The sequence below is a fragment of the Paenibacillus wulumuqiensis genome, from assembly GCF_000971965.1.
GTDB classification, from domain to species: domain Bacteria; phylum Bacillota; class Bacilli; order Paenibacillales; family Paenibacillaceae; genus Saccharibacillus; species Saccharibacillus wulumuqiensis.
The window spans coordinates 245,013-269,100 of record NZ_LAQP01000013.1; the positions used below are offsets into that span (position 1 = coordinate 245,013).

At 47.6% G+C, this 24,088-nt stretch carries 21 protein-coding genes and 1 other annotated feature; of the genes, 20 read left to right on the forward strand and 1 reads right to left on the reverse strand.

The features are described 5' to 3' along the window. The first annotated feature begins 93 nt into the window (after positions 1–93). The 15 genes from recA (at position 94) to WH45_RS16080 (ending at position 15,735) form a co-directional block, all read left to right on the forward strand. Positions 94–1,161 (forward strand): recombinase RecA, encoded by a 1,068-nt coding sequence (gene recA / locus WH45_RS16010; protein WP_046215419.1) that lies wholly within the window; start codon positions 94–96, stop codon positions 1,159–1,161. 160 nt (positions 1,162–1,321) lie between these two features. Continuing rightward, on the forward strand, positions 1,322–2,089 hold the full coding sequence (locus WH45_RS16015; RefSeq protein WP_052723813.1) for a regulatory protein RecX: 768 nt from the start codon (positions 1,322–1,324) through the stop codon (positions 2,087–2,089). A 439-nt stretch (positions 2,090–2,528) separates the two neighbouring features. Then, the gene (gene rny, locus WH45_RS16020; RefSeq protein ID WP_017813746.1) at positions 2,529–4,070 is read left to right on the forward strand and encodes a ribonuclease Y; all 1,542 of its coding nucleotides are present in this window, start codon (positions 2,529–2,531) and stop codon (positions 4,068–4,070) included. 46 nt (positions 4,071–4,116) lie between these two features. Next, positions 4,117–4,929: a TIGR00282 family metallophosphoesterase gene (locus WH45_RS16025; protein WP_046215420.1), complete on the forward strand. Its 813-nt coding sequence runs from the start codon at positions 4,117–4,119 to the stop codon at positions 4,927–4,929. Between the two features lie 147 nt (positions 4,930–5,076). Next, positions 5,077–5,337, forward strand: coding sequence for a stage V sporulation protein S (locus tag WH45_RS16030; RefSeq protein ID WP_017813748.1), 261 nt, complete (start codon positions 5,077–5,079; stop codon positions 5,335–5,337). Positions 5,338–5,563: 226 nt separating this feature from the next. After that, on the forward strand, positions 5,564–6,136 hold the full coding sequence (pduL, locus tag WH45_RS16035; RefSeq protein WP_046215421.1) for a phosphate propanoyltransferase: 573 nt from the start codon (positions 5,564–5,566) through the stop codon (positions 6,134–6,136). 318 nt (positions 6,137–6,454) lie between these two features. After that, positions 6,455–7,159, forward strand: a complete 705-nt coding sequence (locus WH45_RS16040) for a L,D-transpeptidase family protein (protein ID WP_082096880.1) — start codon at positions 6,455–6,457, stop codon at positions 7,157–7,159. Between the two features lie 235 nt (positions 7,160–7,394). Beyond that, entirely contained in the window at positions 7,395–8,945 is a 1,551-nt protein-coding gene (miaB, locus tag WH45_RS16045; RefSeq protein ID WP_046215422.1) for a tRNA (N6-isopentenyl adenosine(37)-C2)-methylthiotransferase MiaB, read from the forward strand. An 83-nt stretch (positions 8,946–9,028) separates the two neighbouring features. Continuing rightward, on the forward strand, positions 9,029–9,436 hold the full coding sequence (locus WH45_RS16050) for a YlbF/YmcA family competence regulator (protein ID WP_235338399.1): 408 nt from the start codon (positions 9,029–9,031) through the stop codon (positions 9,434–9,436). A 128-nt stretch (positions 9,437–9,564) separates the two neighbouring features. Beyond that, positions 9,565–10,596, forward strand: coding sequence for a GNAT family N-acetyltransferase (locus WH45_RS23205; protein ID WP_082096882.1), 1,032 nt, complete (start codon positions 9,565–9,567; stop codon positions 10,594–10,596). A gap of 115 nt (positions 10,597–10,711) precedes the next feature. After that, the gene (locus tag WH45_RS16060) at positions 10,712–11,113 is read left to right on the forward strand and encodes a PaaI family thioesterase (protein ID WP_046215424.1); all 402 of its coding nucleotides are present in this window, start codon (positions 10,712–10,714) and stop codon (positions 11,111–11,113) included. A gap of 90 nt (positions 11,114–11,203) precedes the next feature. Continuing rightward, positions 11,204–11,983: an NUDIX domain-containing protein gene (locus WH45_RS16065; protein ID WP_200897732.1), complete on the forward strand. Its 780-nt coding sequence runs from the start codon at positions 11,204–11,206 to the stop codon at positions 11,981–11,983. Between the two features lie 48 nt (positions 11,984–12,031). After that, entirely contained in the window at positions 12,032–12,571 is a 540-nt protein-coding gene (locus tag WH45_RS16070; protein ID WP_046215426.1) for a cysteine hydrolase family protein, read from the forward strand. Positions 12,572–12,655: 84 nt separating this feature from the next. Then, complete coding sequence (locus tag WH45_RS16075) at positions 12,656–14,110, forward strand: nicotinate phosphoribosyltransferase (protein WP_046215427.1); 1,455 nt, start codon at positions 12,656–12,658, stop codon at positions 14,108–14,110. A gap of 626 nt (positions 14,111–14,736) precedes the next feature. Beyond that, complete coding sequence (locus tag WH45_RS16080) at positions 14,737–15,735, forward strand: acrylyl-CoA reductase family protein (protein ID WP_046215428.1); 999 nt, start codon at positions 14,737–14,739, stop codon at positions 15,733–15,735. A gap of 242 nt (positions 15,736–15,977) precedes the next feature. Here the strand turns inward: WH45_RS16080 and WH45_RS16085 are convergent, their stop codons facing one another. Further along, positions 15,978–16,490, reverse strand: a complete 513-nt coding sequence (locus WH45_RS16085) for a MogA/MoaB family molybdenum cofactor biosynthesis protein (RefSeq protein ID WP_046215429.1) — start codon at positions 16,488–16,490, stop codon at positions 15,978–15,980. Between the two features lie 355 nt (positions 16,491–16,845). On the opposite strand from WH45_RS16085, the gene WH45_RS16090 reads away from it, so the two are divergent. From WH45_RS16090 to WH45_RS16120, 5 genes are all read left to right on the forward strand, one after another. Further along, positions 16,846–17,889, forward strand: a complete 1,044-nt coding sequence (locus WH45_RS16090) for a CobW family GTP-binding protein (RefSeq protein WP_046215430.1) — start codon at positions 16,846–16,848, stop codon at positions 17,887–17,889. A 133-nt stretch (positions 17,890–18,022) separates the two neighbouring features. Then, positions 18,023–18,370: a four-helix bundle copper-binding protein gene (locus tag WH45_RS16095; protein ID WP_046215431.1), complete on the forward strand. Its 348-nt coding sequence runs from the start codon at positions 18,023–18,025 to the stop codon at positions 18,368–18,370. Positions 18,371–18,917: 547 nt separating this feature from the next. Next, on the forward strand, positions 18,918–19,901 hold the full coding sequence (locus tag WH45_RS16100) for a hypothetical protein (RefSeq protein ID WP_152663576.1): 984 nt from the start codon (positions 18,918–18,920) through the stop codon (positions 19,899–19,901). Between the two features lie 775 nt (positions 19,902–20,676). Further along, positions 20,677–20,954, forward strand: a binding site (T-box leader). A 64-nt stretch (positions 20,955–21,018) separates the two neighbouring features. Beyond that, positions 21,019–22,800 (forward strand): arginine--tRNA ligase, encoded by a 1,782-nt coding sequence (gene argS / locus WH45_RS16115; RefSeq protein ID WP_082096884.1) that lies wholly within the window; start codon positions 21,019–21,021, stop codon positions 22,798–22,800. A 125-nt stretch (positions 22,801–22,925) separates the two neighbouring features. After that, on the forward strand, positions 22,926–23,840 hold the full coding sequence (locus tag WH45_RS16120; protein WP_046215435.1) for an S-layer homology domain-containing protein: 915 nt from the start codon (positions 22,926–22,928) through the stop codon (positions 23,838–23,840). The last annotated feature ends 248 nt before the right edge of the window (positions 23,841–24,088 follow it).

Sequence of the window (24,088 nt, forward strand, 5' to 3'; positions counted from 1 at the left end):
ATAAAAAGACGAATATATGTTCGAAAAAAGCTTGGCAAAAGTTGAAAAATGGAGTATAATTAGACTATAAACATTGAGAAGGATGTGAGCTGATTGTCAGATCGTCGTGCTGCGCTGGATATGGCGCTTCGTCAAATAGAGAAACAATTCGGTAAGGGTTCTGTTATGAAACTTGGAGAATCCACGCATATGCAAGTTGAAGTTATACCTAGTGGATCGATTGCTCTTGATATTGCTCTGGGAACAGGCGGTATGCCAAGAGGTCGTATCATTGAAATATATGGACCTGAATCTTCAGGTAAAACAACTGTAGCTTTGCACGCGATTGCGGAAGTTCAAAAAGCAGGTGGACAAGCAGCATTTATCGATGCTGAGCATGCTTTGGACCCTCAATATGCGAAAAATCTGGGCGTTAACATCGATGAACTGCTCCTGTCTCAGCCGGATACAGGCGAACAGGGTCTGGAAATCGCTGAAGCGCTAGTACGTAGTGGCGCGGTCGATATCATTGTTATTGACTCTGTAGCTGCCCTGGTACCAAAAGCAGAGATCGAAGGCGAGATGGGTGATTCTCACGTAGGTCTGCAAGCACGCCTGATGTCTCAGGCGCTTCGTAAGCTTTCCGGTGCGATCAGCAAATCCAAAACTATCACGATCTTTATCAACCAGCTTCGTGAAAAAGTGGGCGTTATGTTCGGTAACCCGGAGACAACTCCTGGTGGACGCGCACTGAAATTCTATTCCACAGTACGTCTGGATGTACGTCGTATTGAAGCCATCAAAAATGGTAATGACGTAGTCGGTAACCGTACACGTATCAAAGTTGTTAAAAACAAAGTAGCTCCTCCTTTCAAACAAGCCGAGATCGACATCATGTATGGTGAAGGTATCTCCAGAGAAGGTAGCTTGATCGATATTGCTACTGAAAAGGACATCATCAACAAAAGTGGTGCTTGGTATTCGTACGAAGGCGAGCGTATGGGTCAGGGTAGAGAAAATGCAAAACAATTCCTCAAAGAAAATACCCAAATCGCTACAGTTATCGAGAACAAAATTCGTGAACTGAGCAACCTGACTACAATCGTAGAAGGTCCTACACCAGAAGATAAAAAGAAAGAAGAACTGGAAGAGCAAGAGTTATTCTCAGAAGCAACCGAATAATTCGGCCTTATACAGACATTCAAAAAGCGCCTGGAACGTGAGAATACGTGCCGGCGCTTTTTCTTTATTATAAAACAATCATTACGCGCAAAAGTTGGGTGAAGTTTGAACTATAAATCTTGAATCATATTAATAAAGTGTGAACTACAAAGGAGAATTTATGAATCGATTCCGCTCATACCGCAAACCGAATAATAAAACAGCATCCTCTCATGAAGAGGACTTTGACCTTGAAGAAGAACTGGATGAAAAAGCCGGACAGTTGGATGATTTCCCTTCCGATGAGCCGCTTGAGATCAGTGAGGTAGAACAGCTGACCCGGCCGCGTTATCATTATCGCCTGTATTTTGGTGAACTCAAACTGAGAGTGCATGAAGATGTCATGATCAAATACCGGATGCTAAAAGGCTCTTCATTTACCAAAGAAGAGCTGGAAGAGATCATGGAGGCCAATGAGCGTCAATCCGCCTATGCTTCTTCGATTAATCTGCTGAGCTTCCGCTCGCGTACACGTACCGAGATTATGCGTAAACTGCGTGAAAAGGAATTTCATCCCCATGTAATCGAAGTGACGCTGGAACGGCTGGAACAGGAGAAGCTGATCGATGATGGTGTATACGCGCAGCAGTGGGCCAGTCAGCGTGTAAAGAGTCAGAAAAAGGGGAAAGTATGGATTCGGCAGGAGCTTCGTCAGAAAGGCGTAGAGCCTCAGCATATCGAAGAGGCACTGGGCAGCATCGACGAAGATGAAGAGTTGGCCGGTGCTGTTCAGCTGGCTCAGAAGAAATGGAAAAGCACTTCCGGAAACATGATGGATAAAAAAAGAAAAACAATGGCTTTTCTGATGCGCAGAGGATACTCCTCCGATCTGGTGCGTAAAGCGCTGGCTGTCGCACAAAATGAAGAGCACGAGGAAAAAGATATATAATAAAATGGTGAACGCTTTCACCATGGAATAAAAAACACAAAAGTCAGGCGCTGACCGGGATAAGAGCTTATCCAGGTTAGCGTGTTGTCATATTTCAGCGTACCTATATGTGTGTATTGGATTGCTTCCACACTGGACAGCCAAAGAGAGAGCTGTCAATTGCTTGACAATGTCTTTTGGCAAATAATAAAATGGATGTATACAGTTTGTCATTTTTACGTCATTTTTAAGTTGTATTTACGGTAAATGAGGTAGATAATGCTTACTGTAACAATGATTGTATGAATAATTAAGATGTTTTATCTCCCTTGAAGAGGGAATTGGCACATGTACCCGCATGAGCAATGGACGTATTTAAAGGGATGAAGCATTGCGTTACCCATCAAAAATGGTAATTCCCAAGGAATACCTTGGAGGAATCAGCGAGGAGGTGAACAGAATGGGTTATCTCTGGGTCATAATTCTCGTTGTTGCCGCATTATTCTTTGGGTTCGGGATCGGATATTTTATTCGCAAATCTCTTGCAGAAGCTAAAATTTCCAGTGCTGAGACTGCTGCTGCGCAGATCGTAGAGAATGCGAAGAAAGAAGCAGAAGCACTGAAAAAAGAAACAGTTCTGGAAGCAAAAGACGAAATCCACAAATTCAGAGCTGAAGCTGAAAAAGACATTCGTGAGCGTCGGAATGAAAATCAACGCCTGGAACGACGATTGTTGCAAAAAGAAGAGTCGCTGGATAAAAAGCTGGAATCACTGGAACGCAAAGAAGAACAAGTGGCCAACAAAGAGAAACGTATCGAAGAGACACAGCAGCAAATCGAACAACTCTACACCAGTCAGGTGTCGGAACTGGAGCGAATCTCCAATCTGACCATGGAAGATGCACGCAGCATCATCCTGAGCAATGTAGAACAGGAAGTGCGCCATGAAACCGCGCAAATGATCAAGGATATTGAACAACAGGCTAAAAATGAAGCGGACAAACGCTCTCGTGAAATCATCACACTCGCTATCCAGCGTTGTGCAGCTGATCATGTAGCGGAGACTACCGTTTCTGTAGTCACCTTGCCTAATGAAGAAATGAAGGGTAGAATCATCGGACGTGAAGGACGTAACATCCGCGCGCTGGAGACGCTAACAGGTATCGACCTGATTATCGACGATACGCCGGAAGCAGTCATTCTGTCTGGTTTTGATCCTATTCGCCGCGAAATCGCCCGTACTGCACTGGAAAAATTGGTGGCTGATGGACGTATTCACCCGGCACGTATTGAGGAAATGGTAGATAAAGCACGCCGTGAGGTAGATGAGCGCATCCGTGAATACGGAGAGCAGTCGACCTTTGAAGTGGGTGTACACGGATTGCATCCGGATCTGATCAAAATTCTGGGACGCCTCAAGTTCCGTACAAGTTATGGTCAGAACGTACTCAAGCACTCCATGGAAGTCGCTTATCTGACCGGTCTGATGGCAGCCGAACTTGGACAGGATATTACGCTGGCCAAGCGTGCAGGTCTGCTGCATGATATCGGTAAAGCACTGGATCATGAAGTAGAAGGTTCCCACGTCGAGATCGGTGTGGAACTGGCCAAGAAATACAAAGAGCACCCTGTCGTTATCAACAGTATTGCTTCTCACCACGGCGACACGGAAGCGACTTCGATCATTGCGATGCTCGTCGGCGCAGCAGATGCACTGTCTGCCGCAAGACCGGGAGCACGCCGCGAGACACTGGAGACTTATATCCGCCGTCTGGAAAAACTCGAAGAAATCTCCGAGTCTTTCGACGGAGTCGAAAAATCCTATGCGATTCAGGCCGGACGCGAAATTCGCGTTATGGTACAGCCGGATAAGATTGACGACGCGGAAAGCTTCCGTCTGGCTCGTGACATTACCAAGACGATTGAAAATGAACTGGATTATCCAGGACATATCAAAGTCACTGTAATCCGTGAGACACGGGCGGTTGACTACGCAAAATAAAGAGTGATGCGAAAAGTGACCTGTACACGGGTCACTTTTTGCGTTAATGGACGGAGGAATTATCATTAAAGTTATTTTTATTGGAGATATTGTTGGCAGTACAGGACGTAAAGCGATTAAAGAGAGTCTTCCCCGGTTAAAATCAAAGTATACGCCGGATATCATTATTGCGAATGCGGAGAACTCTGCATCCGGACGTGGATTGACTCGTAAAATCGCCAATGAATTATTTGCACAGGGAATTCATGGTATTACGATGGGAAATCATACATGGGATAATAGGGAAATTTTCGAATTTATTGATGATGAACCTCGCCTGGTTCGTCCGGCTAACTTTCCACCGGATACACCCGGTCGTGGTTACACCATTATCAAAGCTGGAAGCAAGCAGCTGGCGATTGTGAATTTGCAGGGGCGTACATTCCTGCCGGCGATTGATTGTCCATTCCGCAAAGTGGATGAGATCATGGAAGACTTAAAAGGAAAAACCAATGCGATTCTGGTTGATTTTCATGCGGAAGCTACATCCGAGAAGATCGCGATGGGCTGGCATTTGGAAGGCAGAGCTTCGATGGTCGTCGGTACCCATACTCATGTACAGAGTAATGATGACACCATCCTGCCCGGCGGAACGGCTTATCAGACGGATGTGGGCATGGTCGGTTCCTATCAGGGCGTACTGGGCATGGAAAAGGAAGCAGTACTCTACAAATTCCAGACGCAGCTGCCGGCCCGTTTTCAGGTATGTGAAGGCAAATGGCATTTCCATGGCGTGTTTGTCGAAATTGACGATCAGACCGGCCGTGCCAAGCGTATCGAGAAAATTCGCATGTACGAAGACGAATGGCATATGGATTAAGAAACGCTTCCTGAAAAGGTTTGCTCCTATCCAGAAATGCTTATTTTGAAAAGAAGGAAATTGAAGCATATCCTCGAATACTAACTAGACGCAATCTCGATCATTTTGAAGCTAAGCCATCATTCATTCCTAGGGGAGGTACTTATCATGGAAGTATTAAAAGTGTCAGCAAAATCCAACCCGAATTCAGTCGCAGGAGCCCTGGCAGGAGTGTTGCGTGAACGCGGCGCTGCAGAGCTTCAAGCTATCGGAGCGGGTGCACTGAACCAAGCCATCAAAGCTGTAGCCATTGCCCGGGGATTTGTCGCACCAAGCGGAGTGGATCTGATCTGCATTCCGGCCTTTACCGATATTGTGATTGATGGAGAAGACCGTACAGCCATGAAATTGATTGTAGAACCTAGATAAACGGAATGATACAATTTCTGGATATGAGCACCTGCAGGGTGAACGCATATTTCAGTATGCTACGGACCCGGCTGCTTTTCATGAAAGCACCGGGTCTTTTTGCTGAGTCGGTTTTCATTTTCATAGCAAAAGATGTATAATGGATTCGTGTGCATTTTACAAATGCCAATGTACGTGTATTTTGTTACAAAGCACAAATGCAAATTAACCAAGGAGTGAATTGTAAATGAGTAAAATCGTACCTGTAGGTGTATCTGCGCGTCATATTCACCTGTCCCAAGAACATGTGGAAATTCTGTTCGGAGCTGGCTACCAGCTGACTGAAATGAAAGCACTGTCCCAACCTGGGCAATTTGCTTCCAACGAAACGGTTGAAGTGGTGGGTTCCAAAGGTTCTTTCCCTAAAGTTCGTATTCTGGGTCCTGCACGTTCGGCAACTCAGCTGGAAATCTCCATGACTGACTCTTTTGCGATTGGCGTAAAAGCACCGGTTCGTGAGTCCGGTAATATCGAAGGAACACCAGGCATCCTGATCAAAGGACCAGCTGGTGAAGTGGAAGTGCAGGAAGGCGTTATCGTTGCTGCCCGTCATATCCATTTCCACACATCCGATGCTGAGAAATGGGGCATCAAAGATCAGGACAAACTAAAAGTTCGTCTGTCCGGCGAGCGCGGTATGGTTCTGGAGAACGTAGTAGCCCGTGTATCCGATTCTTTTGCACTGGATATGCATATTGACACCGATGAAGCAAATGCGGCAGGAGCACGTACTGGCGACTCTGCAGAGATCATCGACTAAATCGATTATCACCGGAACAACCGAGTGCAGTAAACGAATGTTAATACGACGAAGTTTTACCGTATGAATAGAATGCTGCAGGTATGATCTCCGTTATAGATCCAATTACAACAAAGCCGGAACGGGTTATAGGAACTGAATGAAATGAACACGGTATTTACCTTCATTTTATTTGGCACCAGCCTGTTCCGGCTTTTTTATTTGGGCAAATACCCGCTAAAACTCCATATATGAAAAAGCTTTGAATAGACATTTTGAACTGCTATAATGACACCAATTACCATTACTTCCAGACTGGATCGCGAGGAGGCTCCACTGATGAATTACCGTATCAAGGTGACACTGCTGCTCTGTCTTCTGTTGAGCTACATACCAGTCTCCGAACAGGCCGAATCAGCAGCAACCCTGAATGAAGCCAGATTGTTCAAAAAGCTGGATCAGCTGCATAGTGAACAAATCATTATTGCCACTGCCAGCAGCCCACGCTCGACTACAGGCAGTCTGTACATATATGAGAAACAGCAAAATGGCTGGCAGCTTCAGCTTGGGCCTGTTCCGGTCGTATTCGGCAAAAACGGACTGGGTAAAACAAAAGAGGGCGACGGCAAAACACCTATCGGCACCTATACACTCGGCACGGCATTTGGCAGCAGTACGGTACCACCTGCCGGGCTAAAAACCGATTACCGGGCTGCTGATGCTGACGATTACTGGGTAGATATGCCGCAGTCGCCGGATTATAACAGCTGGGTCGCTTATGAAGGTGATCCTGCCGATCGGTGGACTTCCTTTGAACGGCTTAATCATCCACTGTACAAGCATGCAATGGTCATTAACTACAATGATAATCCCGTGATTCCGGGTAAAGGAAGCGCGATTTTCATGCATATCTGGCGCGGGGCGAATAAACCCACAGACGGCTGTATTGCCATGTCCGAATCCAATCTGCTGCGTGTGTTAACAAGCATAGATCCGGACAAGTCCCCCAAAATCCGCATTGCTATCGGTAATAGCGTATACTAGGGCAAAGTATTTCTGACTATAACATTATATGGTCTGTTTTTTGCAAACGATTCCTTGCTTTTTATAATGATAGGGCCATGCTATAATTACAGATAGTGCTTTTTTGTTCATGTCTATAACGATCAATCAACATCCTTGATATAGATCAGGCGGGGCGGAATCCATGACAATATTGCAGTCCGTCTCCAGCCGGTACATTCAGGAAATGTTTATGGTGGGGGAGTGACAGCATAGCATGTCAAAAGAAACAAAAGACTATTCCAAATATTTTGATTTCTCTGATGCCAAGGTCATCTCGGAAGATGAAAACGGCAAAAAAATTCGTATTCGTGGACGCGATATTCATATTGTGTCCGAGCCAAACCAGCGGGAAGAGAAAAAGCGCGGCAAGCAGGAAACGATGGTCATGTATGAAAATGCCATTCCGGAAGAGCTGCGTCAGATCGGTCTGGGCAAGCATTATCTGGTCTATACGTTCGGCTGCCAGATGAATGAGCATGATTCAGAGACGATCAAGGGGATGCTGGAGCAAATGGGCTATCAGGCGACCGAGAGCCGGGAAGAAGCGGATATTATTCTGCTTAATACCTGTGCGATTCGTGAAAATGCGGAAGATCGTGTATTTGGCGAACTGGGTCATCTCAAAACTCTCAAGCTGGAGCGTCCGGGCTTGCTGCTGGGGGTATGCGGGTGCATGGCGCAGGAAGAAGGCGTCGTCAACCGGATTATGCAGAAGCATAACTTTGTCGATATGATTTTCGGTACACATAATATTCACCGTCTGCCGCAGCTGGTACAGGGTGCCCTGTTCAGCAAGGAAATGGTCGTCGAAGTCTGGTCCAAAGAAGGCGACATCGTCGAGAATCTGCCGAAGAAACGTCAGGGGATGCGCGGCTGGGTAAATATTATGTATGGCTGCGACAAATTCTGTACGTACTGTATCGTTCCCTATACCCGTGGCAAGGAACGCAGCCGTCTGCCTCAGGATGTTATTGCAGAAGTGCGTGAACTGGCGCGCCAGGGCTTCAAGGAAATTACACTGCTGGGCCAGAATGTAAATGCCTATGGCAAAGATCTGGAAGGCATGAATTATACGTTTGGCGATCTGATGGAGGACATTTCCAAAATCGATATCCCGCGTGTGCGGTTTACCACTTCACACCCGCGTGATTTTGATGACCGTCTGATCGAAGTATTGGCAAAAGGCGGCAATCTGGTAGAGCATATTCATCTGCCGGTCCAATCGGGTAGTACGGAAGTGCTCAAGAAGATGAGCCGCAAATATACGCGGGAACGCTATCTTGAACTGGCAGACAAAATCTATACCTCTATTCCAAATGCAGTGCTGACAACCGATATTATTGTTGGTTTCCCAGGAGAAACGGAAGAGCAGTTCGAGGAAACATTATCTCTTGTACGTGAAGTGGGATTTGACTCGGCCTATACCTTTATTTATTCTCCACGGGAAGGTACGCCAGCTGCCGGTATGGAAGACAACGTACCGATGGAAGTGAAAAAGCAGCGCCTGCAGCGTCTGAACGCCACGATCAAGGAATACAGCCGGATTGGCAGTGAGAAGTTCCTGGGACAGATCGTTGAAGTTCTCGTCGAAGGCGCCAGCAAAAATAATGACCAGGTGCTGGCAGGACGTACCCGTACCAACAAGCTTGTTCACTTTGAAGGTTCAGAGGATCTGATTGGCGAGTTTGTACATGTACAGATTACCGATTCCAAATCGTTTTATATTAAAGGCGAGCTAGTCGCCGAGCCTGCAGCCATTGGCTGATCGACAGGCAGGAAAGGAGACGTGAACCAATGGAACACGAACGTCATCATGAACAGGATTCAGCTGTCTCAAATATACCCGGTATGGACACCTCAGGTCTCTATATCCGTGAAGATATTATCGCCAAAACCCGTGAATTGTCAGCGCTGATCGGTGGAAGTGAAGAGGTCGTTCATTTCCAAAAAGCAGAGCGAATGATTCAGTCGCATGAACGGGTACAGAACCTGATCAAAACGATCAAGAAAAAGCAAAAAGAAATTGTAGCTTTTGAATCGCTCCGCAACGAAAAAATGGTTGCCAAGATCGAAGCGGAAATAGATGCTTTGCAGCAGGAGATGGACGATATTCCACTCATATCCGATTACCAGGAGACACAGGTGGAAATTAACGATCTGCTGCAAATGGTAGTCTCTGCCATCTATGATACGGTATCCGAGAAAATTAATGTCGAGAGCGGCAAAGATTCACCTCCTTCGTCATGCGGCGATTAATACACTACCTGAGACGCGGAGCTTCATTCCGCGTCTTTTTTCTTCGCAATCTGCAATTGGAATAGGCATGAACCACAGATCCAGTGGTAAGCGGTATATCCCATTATGGAGAGGGAAGTGACCTGATTATGGAATCATCCAACGACAGCAGCAGCGCATTGTCCATTCGTCTCCGGCAAGCCGATGAGCCTTTGCCGCTGCCTCTTCTTTTGATAGGTGATCCGGATCGTATGTCCATCGAATTCTATGCCGATCACTGCCGGTGGTGGCTGGCAGAGTATGAGAACCGTCCGGTTGGTATATGTGGAGTGCTCCAGCGAAGTCAGGAAGAGTGGGAAATCATGAATATGGGTGTCCTGCCGGAATATACCGCTCAGGGAATCGGCAGCCAGCTGCTGAATGAAGTGCTGGACAGCCTGAGAGCAGCGAATGCGGGTAAAGTAACGGTCGGTGTACGCAGTTCCAGCGCAGATGCACTTGTCTTTTATCAGAAGCACGGATTCCGTATGACAGCGGTGGAGTGTAATTATTTTACCGGGCCGGAGCAGGAACTTCGAATTGAACATGGCATCCACAGTCGGGACCGGGTATTATTGGAACGGGCATGGTCGGATAGTATTCGCCGCCGCAAGCCGGTAGCGCTGTCTCATTTTCATGCCAGTGTATCGATTCGCATCGCCCAGATTCGTGATGCCGGCCCGCTGCTGCGAATGAAGAAGCGGCTGGATGAGCAGACCAGCTATATGCTGCTCGAACCGGGTGAACGCACGATGAACGAGGCGGAGCAGAGGGATATGATCCGCTATGCGCTGCGCAGTGCGAACTCCAATATTTTTCTGGCGGAGCAGGATGGTCAGATTATCGGCTACCTGGAAGTGATGGGCGGCAAAGTATCGCGTAATCGGCATAGTGCCTATATCGTGGTAGGAGTACTGCAGGAATATGCGAACCGGGGAATTGGCCGGCGTCTGTTCCATACAATGCTGCAGTGGGCACAGGACCGTGAGCTGCACCGGATTGAGCTGACCGTTCAATCTGTCAACGACAGGGGAATCCATCTGTATCGCTCGCTGGGCTTCCGGATCGAAGGGATTCAAAAAAATGCATTGTTGGTAGACAATAAGTATGTGGATTTGATCCAAATGGGATTGCTGTTGTAACATGAAGACATTTTCCTATAAGAAAGCTGCTGCAAGGCAGTGGAGTACATTTCTATCAGCTTCAATAAATGGGGCGTTGATAAAATCATAATGGAACCAACAGGAGGAACGCCCGATGACACAATGGGATGAAGTATTGAAAGCAAGTGAAAAGATGTACTGGGGGCTGCTCGGCTGCCGCCTGATCAAAAGTGAACTGGATCATATCACAATCGGATTGACTGCAACTTCACGTCACCTGAATCATATGCACATCGTGCATGGCGGTGTACTGATGTCGATGATGGACCAGGCGATGGGCATGATGTCCATGGCTCTGCAGGATGGGCAGCCATGTGTCACAACAAATATGAACACGCATTTTGTGCAGGCGATGACTGAAGGCGAACTGCTGGCGGAAGCGCGTGTGATTCACCATGCGGGCCGGACGGTAACCCTGCAGGCAGAGGTCAAGGATGGTAACGGTGTAACCGGTGCGATCGCTACGGCTACATTTATCGCGACACGGCAGAAGTAAAAAGGCAGGCGGCAAATAAACATTGACCTGCTTTCTACAATGAGTCATAATGATATTATCAAAAAGATAAAATGAACAGTGGTGATGAAAATGACCGATAACAGCAAGCAGCATATGTACGACGTCAAAAAGTACCGTACACCGGATGGAGCGCCTGCCGATATTGTTATGTTTACACTGACCAAAAAAGAACGGAAAACATTTACCAAGACGCTTCCACTGCGTGAACTGAAGGTCATGCTGATCCGGCGCCGCTCCTGGCCGTTTGCCGGTAAGTGGGCGCTGCCGGGCGGATTTTCCAGGGACAATGAATCCCTGTTCGAAGCCGCTCAACGTGAACTGAAGGAAGAGACCGGGGTCGATGCGGATGCACGCCATCTGGAGTACCTGGGAGTCTACAGCAAGCCGGGACGTGATCCGCGCGGCTGGATTATCTCGCATGCCTTTTTTGCACTCGTGGAAGAAGAAATACTGGAAAAGCGTCAGGCGGCCGACGATGCGGAAGAAGTAGGGCTGTTTACGATTGAAGAAGCACTGGAGCAGCTGGAACTGGGATTTGACCATCGTGATATTATCCGTGATGCATATCACCGGATTCAGGAGCAGATGCTGAGTACAGTAATTGCCAAGAAGTTCCTGCCGCCGGAGTTTACGCTTAGTGAGCTGTATCAGGTGATCAAGGCGGTAGTACCGGATTTTGAAGAACCCAACTTTATTCGCAAGATTACATCTACGCGCAGCCGCAAGGGCATTATCGAAGAAGTGCGTGACGAGCAGGGCAATCCGCTCAGCTCCAACCAGTATTCCCAGCGTCCAGCTCAGCTGTACCGGTTTACCGGTCTGATGCCGCGCCTGTCTATTTATTCCTGATTGCCGGTCGGTCATGAAGCCGGTTGAATCCAAGAGGAGGCCAATCTGATGAAAGCCCTGATTGTTATTGATTACACGAATGATTTTGTGGATGGCAAGCTGCCTGTAGGACAGCCGGGGATTGATATCGAGCCGCGGATTGTGGCGCTGACCGAGCAGTTTGTACAGGAGGGTGAGTGGGTCGTCATGGCAGTTGATCTGCATGATGAGCATGATCAGTATCATCCTGAATCGTCACTGTTCCCGCCACATAATATCCGCGGTACGGAAGGACGCGAGCTGTACGGCCGTCTCAAGCAGGTCTATGAGCAGCATCAGCAGCAGATCTACTGGATGGACAAGACGCGCTATAGCGCATTTGCAGGGACGGATCTGGAGATGCAGCTGCGACAGCGGAATATTACCGAGCTGCATCTGATTGGGGTGTGTACGGATATCTGTGTGCTGCATACGGCTGTGGACGCGTACAACAAGGGATTCCATATTATTGTGCATGAGGATGCGGTTGCAAGCTTCAATGCGGTCGGCCACGAGTGGGCACTTGGACATTTTAAAGGTACACTCGGAGCAAATGTGGTTAAAAGTTAATCATGCCGATTATTGCCCGGTATGTGCAAGTATTCACATACCGGGTCAGGCGGCAGGTATAACAAAAACGAGGTGAATGAACTGATGAAACAGCTGGGACTTGCTTTACATACGGACAAATATCAGATCAATATGATGTATGCACACTGGGTCAATGGTACCCATTCAAAAAAGGCAGTCTTCGAAGCATATTTCCGCAAGCTGCCGTTCGGCAATGGATATGCCGTATTTGCCGGTCTGGAGAGGATCGTTAACTATATTAATAACCTGACATTCCATGAGGATGAAATTGCTTTCCTCGCAGAACAGGAAGAAGAGTACGATGTCCGTTTCCTGGAGGAGCTGCGTCAGTTCCGTTTCCGCGGAACGATCTCGGCGATGAAGGAAGGGGCGGTTGTATTTGCGGATGAGCCGCTGATCCGGGTGGAAGGAAGCATTCTGGAAGCACAGCTCGTCGAGACTGCACTGCTGAACTTTATGAACTACCAGACACTGATTGCCACCAAGGCTTCACGGATCAAACAGGTGGCCGGAGATGATCTGCTGCTGGAATTCGGTACACGGCGTGCGCAGGAAGCGGACGCGGCGATCTGGGGCGCGAGAGCGGCATATATTGCCGGCTTCCATGGTACATCCAACGTATTGGCAGGTGCCAAGTTTGGTATTCCGGCCAAAGGAACCCATGCGCACTCCTGGGTACAGAGCTTTGGAAATGAGCAGGAAGCATTTGATCGTTATGCGGCCGCATTGCCGGATGGTGTAACTCTGCTCGTGGATACATTTGATACACTGGGCAGTGGAGTACCGCATGCAATCAAGACCGCCAAAGAACTGGAAGCACGCGGCAAAAAAATGAGCGCAATCCGTCTGGATAGCGGTGACCTGTCCTATCTGTCCATTCAGGCACGCAAAATGCTGGACGATGCCGGACTGTCTTATGTGAAAATTGTCGCTTCCAATGATCTGGATGAAACTACGATCCTCGATCTCAAAGCGCAGGGAGCGCGGATTGATACATGGGGCGTAGGCACCCAGCTGATCACAGCTTCGGATCAACCGTCTCTCGGCGGTGTATACAAGCTAGTTGAATGCGAAATCGACGGCATCATGCAGCCAGTTATCAAAATTTCAGCCAATCCCGAAAAGGTAACCACGCCTGGTAGCAAGGACGTATACCGGATCATCAGCACCGGCAGCGGCAAAGCAATAGCCGATTATATTTGCTTCCCGGATGAAGAAGAACCGCGTGAAGGCAAACGCCTGAAGTTGTTTAACCCGCTGCATCCGTATATCCGTAAATACGTATCGGACTATCAGGCTGTAGCTATGCTCGAACCTATCTTCGTTGAAGGCAAGCAGGTCTATGAACTGCCTTCCCTCGACGAGATCAGAGCATACCACCGTTCCCAGCTGGAACAGTTCTGGCCGGAATATCTGCGCAAGCTGAATCCGGAAATCTACCGTGTCAATATCAGCCCTAAAGCGTGGGAAATGAAGCAAAAGCTAATCGCCGACCATCTTCCACCGGAAGAAGCCTGATCCTTTTATGAAGACTTTCTATCTTTAAAGAAGGAAGTTGGTAAGAAGGATTGCAGAACATCAATAGGTATGAAGGATAAAGGCAATACAGAATATCAATGCGTGATGCGATGAGGAATATTCTGAGAAGTAACGAAAACCTGTCCAGACACCAAGAGCAAAGCGAAAAGAAGCTGCATGATCGCAATAAACCGCCTGTTCCTCGAAAGAGGAGCAGGCTTTTCTGGTTAAAGTAATAAAAGTGTACACCTGCGTACCAAGTAAACGAATAATGGCAATTAGCAGACAATGAATCACGAATCACAAATTGTGGACTGTAGCCTATGATCTATGCACTGCACAGATTAAGCTAATCAGGCTGCACCATGCAAGGAACGCAAGAAAGGAAATGAATGCAATGAACGACATTTAAGCCTGAAGATCCTCATTTCCTCCCCTATATTCAGGATCTCCAGGCTTAACCGGAGTGAATGTCTTTATTCCTATCCAAAGTGGATGATGCAACCAATACCAGGCTGGATGAGCAGCACTAATTCACACCAAAGTATGAGAAAAATTACAGGCACACCCGACCAAATACGCTACACTGCGGGTTGAGCTTAAGACAACAGAGAGGGTGAACCCGAATGGAACAGACATTTCGTGCATATGTACTAGAGAAACAGGGAGAAGAGGTTACCGGTTCGGTACAGCAGCTGACCATCGACCAGCTTCCCGAAGGAAACGTAACTGTTAAAGTATCCTATTCCGACGTTAACTATAAAGATGGACTAGCCAGCCGGGCAGACGGCAAAGTGGTAAGCGAGTACCCATTCGTGCCCGGGATTGATCTGGCCGGTGAAGTGGTAGAATCCACGGATAGTCATTTTCAGCCTGGAGATCAGGTGCTGTGCACCGGCTATAAGCTCGGAGTGAGTCACTACGGCGGGTACAGTGAATATGCGAGAGTGCCTGCCGAATGGCTGGTCAAACTGCCGGCTGGTCTGAGTGCAGAGGAAGCGATGATGATCGGCACAGCTGGCTTCACAGCCGCGCTGTCTGTCGATGCACTGGTACAGGGCGGCGTCCAGCCAGAAGATGGTCCGATTCTCGTCACCGGTGCAACCGGTGGCGTCGGTACGATGGCTATATCGATTCTGAGCCGGCTTGGTTACGAGGTACATGCTTCGAGCGGCAAGCCGGAGCAGAGTGACTGGCTTCGTCAGCTGGGAGCCAGCGAGGTAGCGGCCAGACAGGACACGGAGCAGCCCGTCAAAGGGGCACTGGGCAAAACGATGTGGGCGGGCATCATTGATCCTACAGGGGGGAGTGCACTCGGTGAGCGGCTCAAGACGGTCAAGTACCGGGGTACCGTCGCCGTATCCGGCAATACAGCCGGAGTGAAGTTTGAGAGCAGCGTGTTTCCTTTTATCCTGCGCGGTGTACAATTGATCGGTATTGATTCGGTATTCTGCCCGGCAGACATCCGTCAGCGGGTATGGAATTATCTGGCCGGAGACTGGAAGCCAGAGACAGCATTGCAGCAGGGAATTACCATGTATGAAATGGAAGACATTCCCAAGGCGCTGGAAACTGTACTGGCCGGCAAAGCAGTAGGCCGTCAGCTGATCCGTATTCAGTCTTAACTCGGTGGCTGCAGGTTTACAGAACAAGTTGTCATACAGAAACTGATACTGCTGAAAAGCAAAATCCAGATACAGACCGGCGCTTATCGTCATGTGCTTCATTTTCAATAAATAATATCCAAACCAAAAACAGATAGCGGGCGGTGCAGCCGTATGTACCCGGGATAGATAAATTGCTCTATACCCTGAATACATATGTGGCAGCTGCATACGTGCTATCTGTTTTGTTTGTATTACCTTTTTTATTTTTTATAAATTTCACGCATCACATGTCCCAGCTCCGGTACGATGATGCGTTCCATAGCGAGCTTGACGGCACCGCGTGAGCCGGGCATGGAAAAGACAGCCGTACGGCCGATCGTGCCGGCAATCGCCCGGCTTAGAATGGCTGCCGAACCGATATCCTCGGCAAAACTCAAATAGCGGAAAATCTCTCCGAATCCAGGCAGCTCCTTGGTCAGCAGACTCTGCACAGCTTCATACGTAACATCACGCGGAGCAATGCCGGTACCGCCGGTTAGCAGGATCGCTTCGACGTCTTTACGTTCGGCATGGTGATGAAGGAGTTCGCGAATCTCCTGGTAATCGTCCTTTACAATCCGGTAATCAACGACCTGATAACCATGTTCGGTCAGCAGCGATTGCAGCAGTTGTCCGCCGGTGTCGGTCTCGGGAGTACGTGTATCGGATACGGTAATCACCATACATTTTACAGTATCAGGGGCTTCTGCCCGGTGTTCATCTACAGATCGCATAGGTGGATCAGCTCCTTTATTTAGCATAGAGAATATTCGTAGTTTTATTAAAAAATTAAAGCCTGCCAGAAAATATAGTCTCTTGTATATATCAAACAGCCAAGTTCTATCTTATCATAGACAATCAGTCCTCCGCATATACAGGCAGCGGGAGAAGCGTATAGTACGTCTGAACAGAAAAAAATCGCATAGATATTCGCTCGCAGTGCAAGGAAGATCTGACCTCATCAATAGCAAGGAGTATTCAACAGCAGCTGATTTGCTTTATAATATTTATCAGCTGTTTATTTGATAGAGTTAGAGTGGAATCCTTATAGTAATATGAAGCGCTTATACCAATCAATGGAGGTTGAGAATGACTATACCTGTATATATTTTATCCGGATTTCTCGGGAGCGGTAAAACGACATTGCTGCAGCAGATGCTGCAGAACTGGAAAGATGAAGGCAAGACGCCTGCTGTTATTATGAACGAAATTGGTGATGTGAATCTGGATGGAATGATGCTGGATGAAGATGTAGCGATGGCCGAGCTGCTGAGCGGCTGTATTTGCTGCTCCAACCGGGTCGATCTGGGGCTGGAGCTGTACAATCTGATGCAAAATGAGCAGCCAGACATGATCGTTATTGAAGCATCCGGTGTAGCCAATCCGATCGAGATTCTGGACGCAGTGACCGAGATTGCACTGTATAATCCACTGGAGCTGCGTAATCTGATCACAGTGGTCGATACGGCTCATCTGTGGCAGCTGTATGAAGAGCAGCAGGGCAAGACGTACCGGCTGATGCAGGAGCAGATTCGTTCGGCATCTCTGCTGGTTCTGAACAAAAGCGATCTGGTCAGCCCGGAGCAACTGGAACGTGTACAGACGATTGTGCGCGGCTGGAATGCCTTTGCGCCGATTCATATTACGGTACGCTGTGAATTGGATCGTGCATATTATGAGCAGACAGGAGCTTCACTCACCAGTGAACAGGGTTCTGCGAAACAAGCGGATGAACATGATGCCGAGAACTGCCCGGTATGCAGCGCTTCAGAAGGGTCAGAATCATCCTCGCATGAGAGCGAAGATGCAGAGCAGAGTCACCGGCATATGCATCATTCCCATGAGCATGTAATGGTCTATACTCACTATTTTCAGCAGCCGATCAACAGTGAGGAATTTGAGCAGGTGATCGCCAGACTGCCTGCGGAGATCTACCGTGCCAAAGGAATCCTTAGCTTTAGTGATACGTCCAGTCGTTTTCTGTTTCAATACGCCTACCGACAGATGGATTTCATGAAGACCATACCGCAAAAGCCGGTACCTGATGTCGCTGTGTTTATCGGCGAGTATTTCGACAAACGGCATATACAGGAACAGCTGATGGCGCTGGAACATCAGGCTGCGGAATCCTGAAGGTAGATCAGTTTCAATTTTGCCTTTCCCGGGGTAATAGTTCAATAACCAAGGCTGAGGCCGGAATACGGCACAGAAATAACCTGCAGCGCGCGCAAGGTTACTGAATTGAACTATACGGGAGGTTATTATTATGTCCACACCACAACAATACCATTCTTATATCGAAGCTTGTGTCGAAGCGATGAATGCCTGCAATATCTCTTATGTATCCAACCTCAAGGAATACGATCTGGAGAAGCTGTGCGACTGTATCCGCATTAATCGGGATTGTGCAGAGATTTGTTCCTTTACCGCACAGGCACTGAGTCAGGGCAGTATCTTTGCTGCGGAAATCGCCGAAGTGTGCGCCAAGGCCTGCGAAGCCTGCATCGAGGAATGCCAGAAACATCCTCATACCCATTGCCAGGAATGCGTACAGGCATGCCGCCGCTGTGCCCAGGCTTGCAGAGAACTGATGGAAATGAAAGTTCCTGTATAATGAGACCCAAGCCGGCTGTCTACATAGGAATGTGCATTTCCTGAGGGACAGCACATGAGCGTGACCGTACATTGTATGGTGTACACAAAGCGCATCTGTCAGGAACGATAATAAGCCAGGTATACAGAATATATCTCAGGCTAGGGCGACAGGGATTGCGTTGGTGATCCCAATTGAGCCATTTAACATCAAATTCAATAATGAGCACCATCCTCAAGACACGGCAAATCGTTTGCTGTGTCTTATTTTGTTCTGGAAAATCATAGCTGTAATCAGTTAAACAATGGATTAGCTTGTAGTATCAGCAACACGGGTGTATTGTAAATAAATGGGTGCTCTTGTTTCTATACCTTGTATAATTGAAAACCGGGCTGACCATGAAGTAGTCATGATTCACATGGGAATCCCTGAAAAAGGAGTTGAAGAATTTATCGCTGACAATGAGGGTCAAAGCTTCGATTGTTCACTGTACATAGTATGATACTTTATTAGACTGGTTTTACAAAGCATGGAGAAAATAACTCGAAAATATTGGAGGTTTAAGCTAATGATGTTCATTTCTGAAAAAAAGAAAAGATGGATGGGCTTGGTACTGGTAGTAGGTATGACCATAGCATCAGTCAGTACGGCTTCAGTCATGTTTCCCAATAGGGCTCTTGCACAACATAGCCACGCAGGCATGCTCGAAACCTACTACAATCCTTCACATACCCTTGCTCAAAATGTAAATGAAACTTTGGAAATAAGCAGTAGTTCGACTTTGGCCAATATGGTAAGTGTTCGTGTAACCGACCAGCCATTTTATATCGATAACACAGGACTTCGAATCGATCCGTACAACCGGACAACGCCCTATTATCAGATCAGTCGCGAATGGAAACTCAAAAATGAAACATTTGTACAAAAAGAGCTGCTCATTGAAGGGAAAAAAGTAGTCATTGCTTTTGCCGATGCTGTCAGCTCTTATCAAAACGATCCTGTTATTGAGAAAATGGTGCGCAAACAAATGGAATATGAACTCAGTTCGCAGGTTCAGTGGAAAAATCAGGATCACAAAGCTTTTATCAATGAATTAATCAATAAAGGCATGATCGTTATAGAGTCCGTAAAGAAACCGCAGGAATTTACATATATCTCCTGGGTAAGAGGAAAAGGTGAAGTGCTCGGGAGAAAGCCGCTTACCGAATATGATAAAAAGGAAAAGATACAATCTATTTTCAATCAAAAAGTATATTTGAATAACAGCTCCAATGGTGGACAGGAAAAGCAGTTAGGCAGCAGTTTTAAAATGAGCGAAGGACAAATATTGGCAATGGATATCAATCAAACTTCCGACAAGATGCCAACAGTAAATTGGAGTATAAAAGATGTGACGACAGGTAAAATTATTGATCGATTTGTAAATGCAGAAAGTGGATACCGCTATATCTATACGCCTTCGGCGGAATCATCCAATCATGTATTCAAAGTTACGATGAGTGGCGAAATCAGCGACTGGGCTGAAGCAGAAATATTTACCTATGCACGGTAATATCAAAAAAATCTTATTGTACATTCAAACTGCAATCTTTATCCTTGATGGTTATGTGCTTTTTTTATTACTGGGGGATTGCCATATTATCTGGCTTTGCGAGACGTATTATCTTCCTTTGATTACAGTTAATATTGTCTTGTTTTTAATCATGATTCAAAAAGCAGAATCAAAAAAACGGTTCAGATTAATTCTATTCACTATCATCAGCGTGTTGCTGCTTCTTTAATGTGCAGCAACTGCACTTTTCCATCCCTATCAATTCATATACTTATATTCTCCCTTGCATATAAATGGTCTTATTATAGAAAGTCGGAAGGATCTTTTGGAGGCTAGAATATCAAATTATAAAGTTTTTAAGCAAGAATATGGATTTTTGATGGTGCGATTGCCGAACCATACGATTACGATTACTGTTCCAGAGGATACTATTGCAACGGATGAGGAAATATTTAATTATATGGAGCCTGAATGGTTGGATGAGAATCGAATCAAAATCCATACTATGAATGGACCGTATACTTTTCGGCTAAATTGAAGACTTAATGCAAATCATTAATGCCTGTGAAGTACAAATAAGCATATCCGTTTAACAATTTACTATTTCATCATTAGCTTCAGATCAGTCAGCGGTCATTTTGCAAAAATAAGAGTGCCGGTCTAGTCGCTTTCAACACCGATATTCAAAAAAAGGTTGCCTGGTCGCAGGTTGCTCGATATAATACTGCTAACTTGCAGATTAGCATACCAAACAGAACATTATCCAAAATTACATAAGAAGTCTATGAGCAGGAGAGTACGCAAAGTGACCATTCTTTTAGCGAGCCGGGAGGGTGAGAGCCGGCAGAATGTCTTTGCGGAAGCGCACCTGTGAGATGATTCGCCCAAAGCAGCAGTGCTTAATATTGTACCTGCTGTGCATAAGCGTATCCGGCCTGACACCGTTATCGTATTCAAGTGACAATTTGCCATCTGTTAAAAAATGATCCACAGATCGGCGATTGTACCAAGAGTGGTACCGCGGGAACCGTAATCGATGCTCTCGTCTCTTAAGCTTTGGCTTAAGGGACGGGAGTTTTTTGATATGTACACCAATTATCCAGGGGAGTGGAAAAGAATGAGTACAGTCAGTCTGTTTGTAAATGAAGCAATAGCCATGCTGCAAAAGGTAACCGAAATGGAAGTGGGAGAACTGACCAAGCTGCTGGAGACCCCTCCATCGGTAGAGATGGGCGATCTGGCCTTCCCATGCTTTGTACTGGCCAAGTCATGGCGACGTGCGCCCCAGCAGATCGCTGCTGAGCTGTGCAGCCGCATCAGTGAGCACCCGGATTATGCCCATATTCATGTCACTGCCGCAGGAGCTTACGTCAATATGTATTGGGATCGGACGATATCCAGTACTGCGCTGCTGGAGCGGATTGCGGATCAGCAGCATTACCAGCTCCAGGTGGGCGGAGGACAGCGTATCATTATTGACATGTCTTCTCCGAATATCGCTAAGCCGTTTGGTGTAGGACATCTGCGTTCTACAGTAATCGGTGCGGCGCTGTACCGGATGTATCGTGCCGCCGGATACGAGGCGCTGCGGGTCAATCATATCGGGGATTGGGGTACCCAGTTCGGCAAGCAGATCACGGCGCATCTGCGCTGGAGTGATCCGTTACAGATGGAGCAGAATCCGATCGGTGAAGCGCTGCGTGTCTATATTAAGTTTCATGATGAAGCGGCAGAGCATCCCGAGCTGGAGGATGAGGCGCGTGACTGGTTCCGCAAGCTGGAGAGCGGAGATCCGCAGGCGCTGGAGCTGTGGCGGTACTTTGTGGATGTGAGCATGGCTTCACTTGACCGGATGTATGAGCGGCTTGGTGTGGAGTTTGATGCGGTACTGGGCGAGAGCTTTTATAATGATAAAATGCCTGCTGTAGTGGATCGTCTGCGTGAGCTGGATCTGCTCGAAGAAAGTGATGGCGCGCTGGTGGTTCGTCTGGATGAACAGGATATGCCTCCCTGTCTGATTATCAAATCCGATGGTACAACCATCTACCCGACCCGTGATCTGGCGACAGCCATTTACCGCAAGGAAGTGATGCACGGTGACCGCCTCGTCTACGTAGTCGGCGGAGAGCAGGCACTGCATTTTCGTCAGGTATTCGCTGTGCTGCGCAAAATGGGTTACAGTTGGGCGGAAGACTGCATCCATGTTCCTTTTGGATTAATGAAAGTAAACGGCAAAAAAATGTCCACCCGCAAAGGGAAAGTCATTTTTCTGGAAGAGGTGCTGGATGAGGCGGTACAGCAGGCAGCACGCATTATCGAAGAGAAAAATCCGAGTCTTCCAGACAAGCAAGAAGTCGCCCGTCAGGTCGGCGTAGGCGCGATCATTTTCAATGATCTGAAGAACAACCGCCAGAATGAAATTGATTTCTCGCTGGAAGAAGCGGTCAGCTTTGAGGGAGAGACCGGGCCTTATGTACAGTATGCGTATGCACGGATTCAGAGTATTCTGCGGCGCGTAGAACAGAACAATGAATCTGCAGAACAGCCGACTGGCGAAGAGGTGGCACAACAGTCAGCCAGTGAAGCAGTAGAGCCATCGGATTCCAGCGCAGCCGTGGAAGAGCCATCGGGCTGGACGGATACGGCCTGGGAACTGCTCTGTCATCTGGCGGGGTATGACAGCGAACTGGAACGGGCGGTACGTCTGCACGAACCGTCGATTATGGCGAGGTATGCGCTTCAGACAGCCCGATTGTTCAACCAGTTCTACAGCCATAATCGTATTCTGGATTGCCCTCCTGCCTGGCGTGAGCAGCGCCTGCAGCTGAGCCGTCAGACCGGTGAATACCTGGCACGATTGATGGAACTGCTCGGCATGCAAGCGCCGCAGCAAATGTAAGACTTCCAGCGATACGCAACCATTTGGCGTTTTCTTGCGTCTGTGATAGTGAAGGTTCGACGGAAAACGCGCGTTTCCGGTATCAATACAACTAACCTGATTATCTATAAGATGGAGGGAATATAATGTGGAATTCGAAAAATAAAGCAGCAGCGCTGCTGGTATTATCCTGTGCACTTGCAGGCAGCGGAGTTGCGGCAGCAGCCGCCTTCTCTGATGTGCAAGGTTCCAATAATCAATCGATCGTCAGTTCTTTGCAGGAAAAAGGAATCATTAACGGTGTGACAGCGACCCAGTTTAAACCGAATCAGCAGCTGACCCAGCCGCAGGCGATTCAGATGCTCGTCAATGCCTTTGATATGAAAGGGCCGGAGACAACAGCCGGTAAAGCATGGTACAGCCAGGCTGTAGCAGCTGCCCGTGCCAATGATCTGTCCGTTCCGGCCAGCATCAAAGCTTCCGAGTCGGTGACCCGTGAGCAGTTCGCGATCTGGCTGCACCAGGCCATCAATACGACTGGAGAATATCCGACAACCAAAATGTTTGTCATATTTGAGGATCAGGACAGTATCAGCAAAGAAGCATCCAATGCGATTCAGGATCTGGTCAATATGAATGTAATCCCGCGCAGCTCGGTAGGCCAGGCCTTCAAACCCAAAGCGGATATTACGCGTATGGATGCTGCAGTATGGGTACACAGCGCAGTAGAGATGGTCGAGCGTCACAACCAGCCGCAGTCCGGCGATGATACAACCACTCCACCAGCACAACCATCGGAAGGTGAACAAATGGGCTATAACCCTGAAATGGGCGTTACCAGTACTGCAGACGGCAAGCAGAAGGTGACTCTTCACGTAGAACTGCCGAATCCCGGTTACAACCTGAAGATTGATAACGTCAAGCTGACAGACGACAAACGGGCGATCATCAGCTATTTCCTGCAGCAGCCGGAACCGGGCATGATGTATCCGCAGGTTATTACCGCAGGTACGGCAACGACAATTATCCCGGCAGGTTATACTCCTGAACTGGCGAAATAAGACACTTGTAGGTATGAGGCAGGCACTAACTTAATCGTATGGAGTTGTATTTTGCCAGCAGCATGAACGTGTTGATACCATATGACGATTTTAAAGCAAAAACCTTGAAGAGCGATTAGGCTCTTCAAGGTTTTTTGTTTGAGGTCAGATTTTCGGATAAATATTCCATATCTCTATAGGAACGATAGCAATATCGATATAGGCATATGATTCATGCCTATATCCGTATCAGAATATAAACGGCAGTC

What these genes read in the sequence shown, in the direction of transcription:
- WH45_RS16050 (WP_235338399.1), top strand. Translation starts at nt 9,029, where the DNA reads ATGGACACCTCAGGTCTCTATATCCGTGAAGATATTATCGCCAAAACC.
- WH45_RS16025 (WP_046215420.1), top strand. Translation starts at nt 4,117, where the DNA reads ATGGACGGAGGAATTATCATTAAAGTTATTTTTATTGGAGATATTGTT.
- WH45_RS16100 (WP_152663576.1), top strand. Translation starts at nt 18,918, where the DNA reads ATGATGTTCATTTCTGAAAAAAAGAAAAGATGGATGGGCTTGGTACTG.
- WH45_RS16060 (WP_046215424.1), top strand. Translation starts at nt 10,712, where the DNA reads ATGACACAATGGGATGAAGTATTGAAAGCAAGTGAAAAGATGTACTGG.
- WH45_RS16065 (WP_200897732.1), top strand. Translation starts at nt 11,204, where the DNA reads ATGACCGATAACAGCAAGCAGCATATGTACGACGTCAAAAAGTACCGT.
- miaB (WP_046215422.1), top strand. Translation starts at nt 7,395, where the DNA reads ATGTCAAAAGAAACAAAAGACTATTCCAAATATTTTGATTTCTCTGAT.
- WH45_RS16090 (WP_046215430.1), top strand. Translation starts at nt 16,846, where the DNA reads ATGACTATACCTGTATATATTTTATCCGGATTTCTCGGGAGCGGTAAA.
- pduL (WP_046215421.1), top strand. Translation starts at nt 5,564, where the DNA reads ATGAGTAAAATCGTACCTGTAGGTGTATCTGCGCGTCATATTCACCTG.
- WH45_RS16085 (WP_046215429.1), bottom strand. Translation starts at nt 16,490, where the DNA reads ATGCGATCTGTAGATGAACACCGGGCAGAAGCCCCTGATACTGTAAAA.
- WH45_RS16070 (WP_046215426.1), top strand. Translation starts at nt 12,032, where the DNA reads ATGAAAGCCCTGATTGTTATTGATTACACGAATGATTTTGTGGATGGC.
- rny (WP_017813746.1), top strand. Translation starts at nt 2,529, where the DNA reads ATGGGTTATCTCTGGGTCATAATTCTCGTTGTTGCCGCATTATTCTTT.
- WH45_RS23205 (WP_082096882.1), top strand. Translation starts at nt 9,565, where the DNA reads ATGGAATCATCCAACGACAGCAGCAGCGCATTGTCCATTCGTCTCCGG.
- WH45_RS16080 (WP_046215428.1), top strand. Translation starts at nt 14,737, where the DNA reads ATGGAACAGACATTTCGTGCATATGTACTAGAGAAACAGGGAGAAGAG.
- WH45_RS16075 (WP_046215427.1), top strand. Translation starts at nt 12,656, where the DNA reads ATGAAACAGCTGGGACTTGCTTTACATACGGACAAATATCAGATCAAT.
- WH45_RS16030 (WP_017813748.1), top strand. Translation starts at nt 5,077, where the DNA reads ATGGAAGTATTAAAAGTGTCAGCAAAATCCAACCCGAATTCAGTCGCA.
- WH45_RS16015 (WP_052723813.1), top strand. Translation starts at nt 1,322, where the DNA reads ATGAATCGATTCCGCTCATACCGCAAACCGAATAATAAAACAGCATCC.
- WH45_RS16040 (WP_082096880.1), top strand. Translation starts at nt 6,455, where the DNA reads ATGAATTACCGTATCAAGGTGACACTGCTGCTCTGTCTTCTGTTGAGC.
- argS (WP_082096884.1), top strand. Translation starts at nt 21,019, where the DNA reads ATGAGTACAGTCAGTCTGTTTGTAAATGAAGCAATAGCCATGCTGCAA.
- WH45_RS16120 (WP_046215435.1), top strand. Translation starts at nt 22,926, where the DNA reads ATGTGGAATTCGAAAAATAAAGCAGCAGCGCTGCTGGTATTATCCTGT.
- WH45_RS16095 (WP_046215431.1), top strand. Translation starts at nt 18,023, where the DNA reads ATGTCCACACCACAACAATACCATTCTTATATCGAAGCTTGTGTCGAA.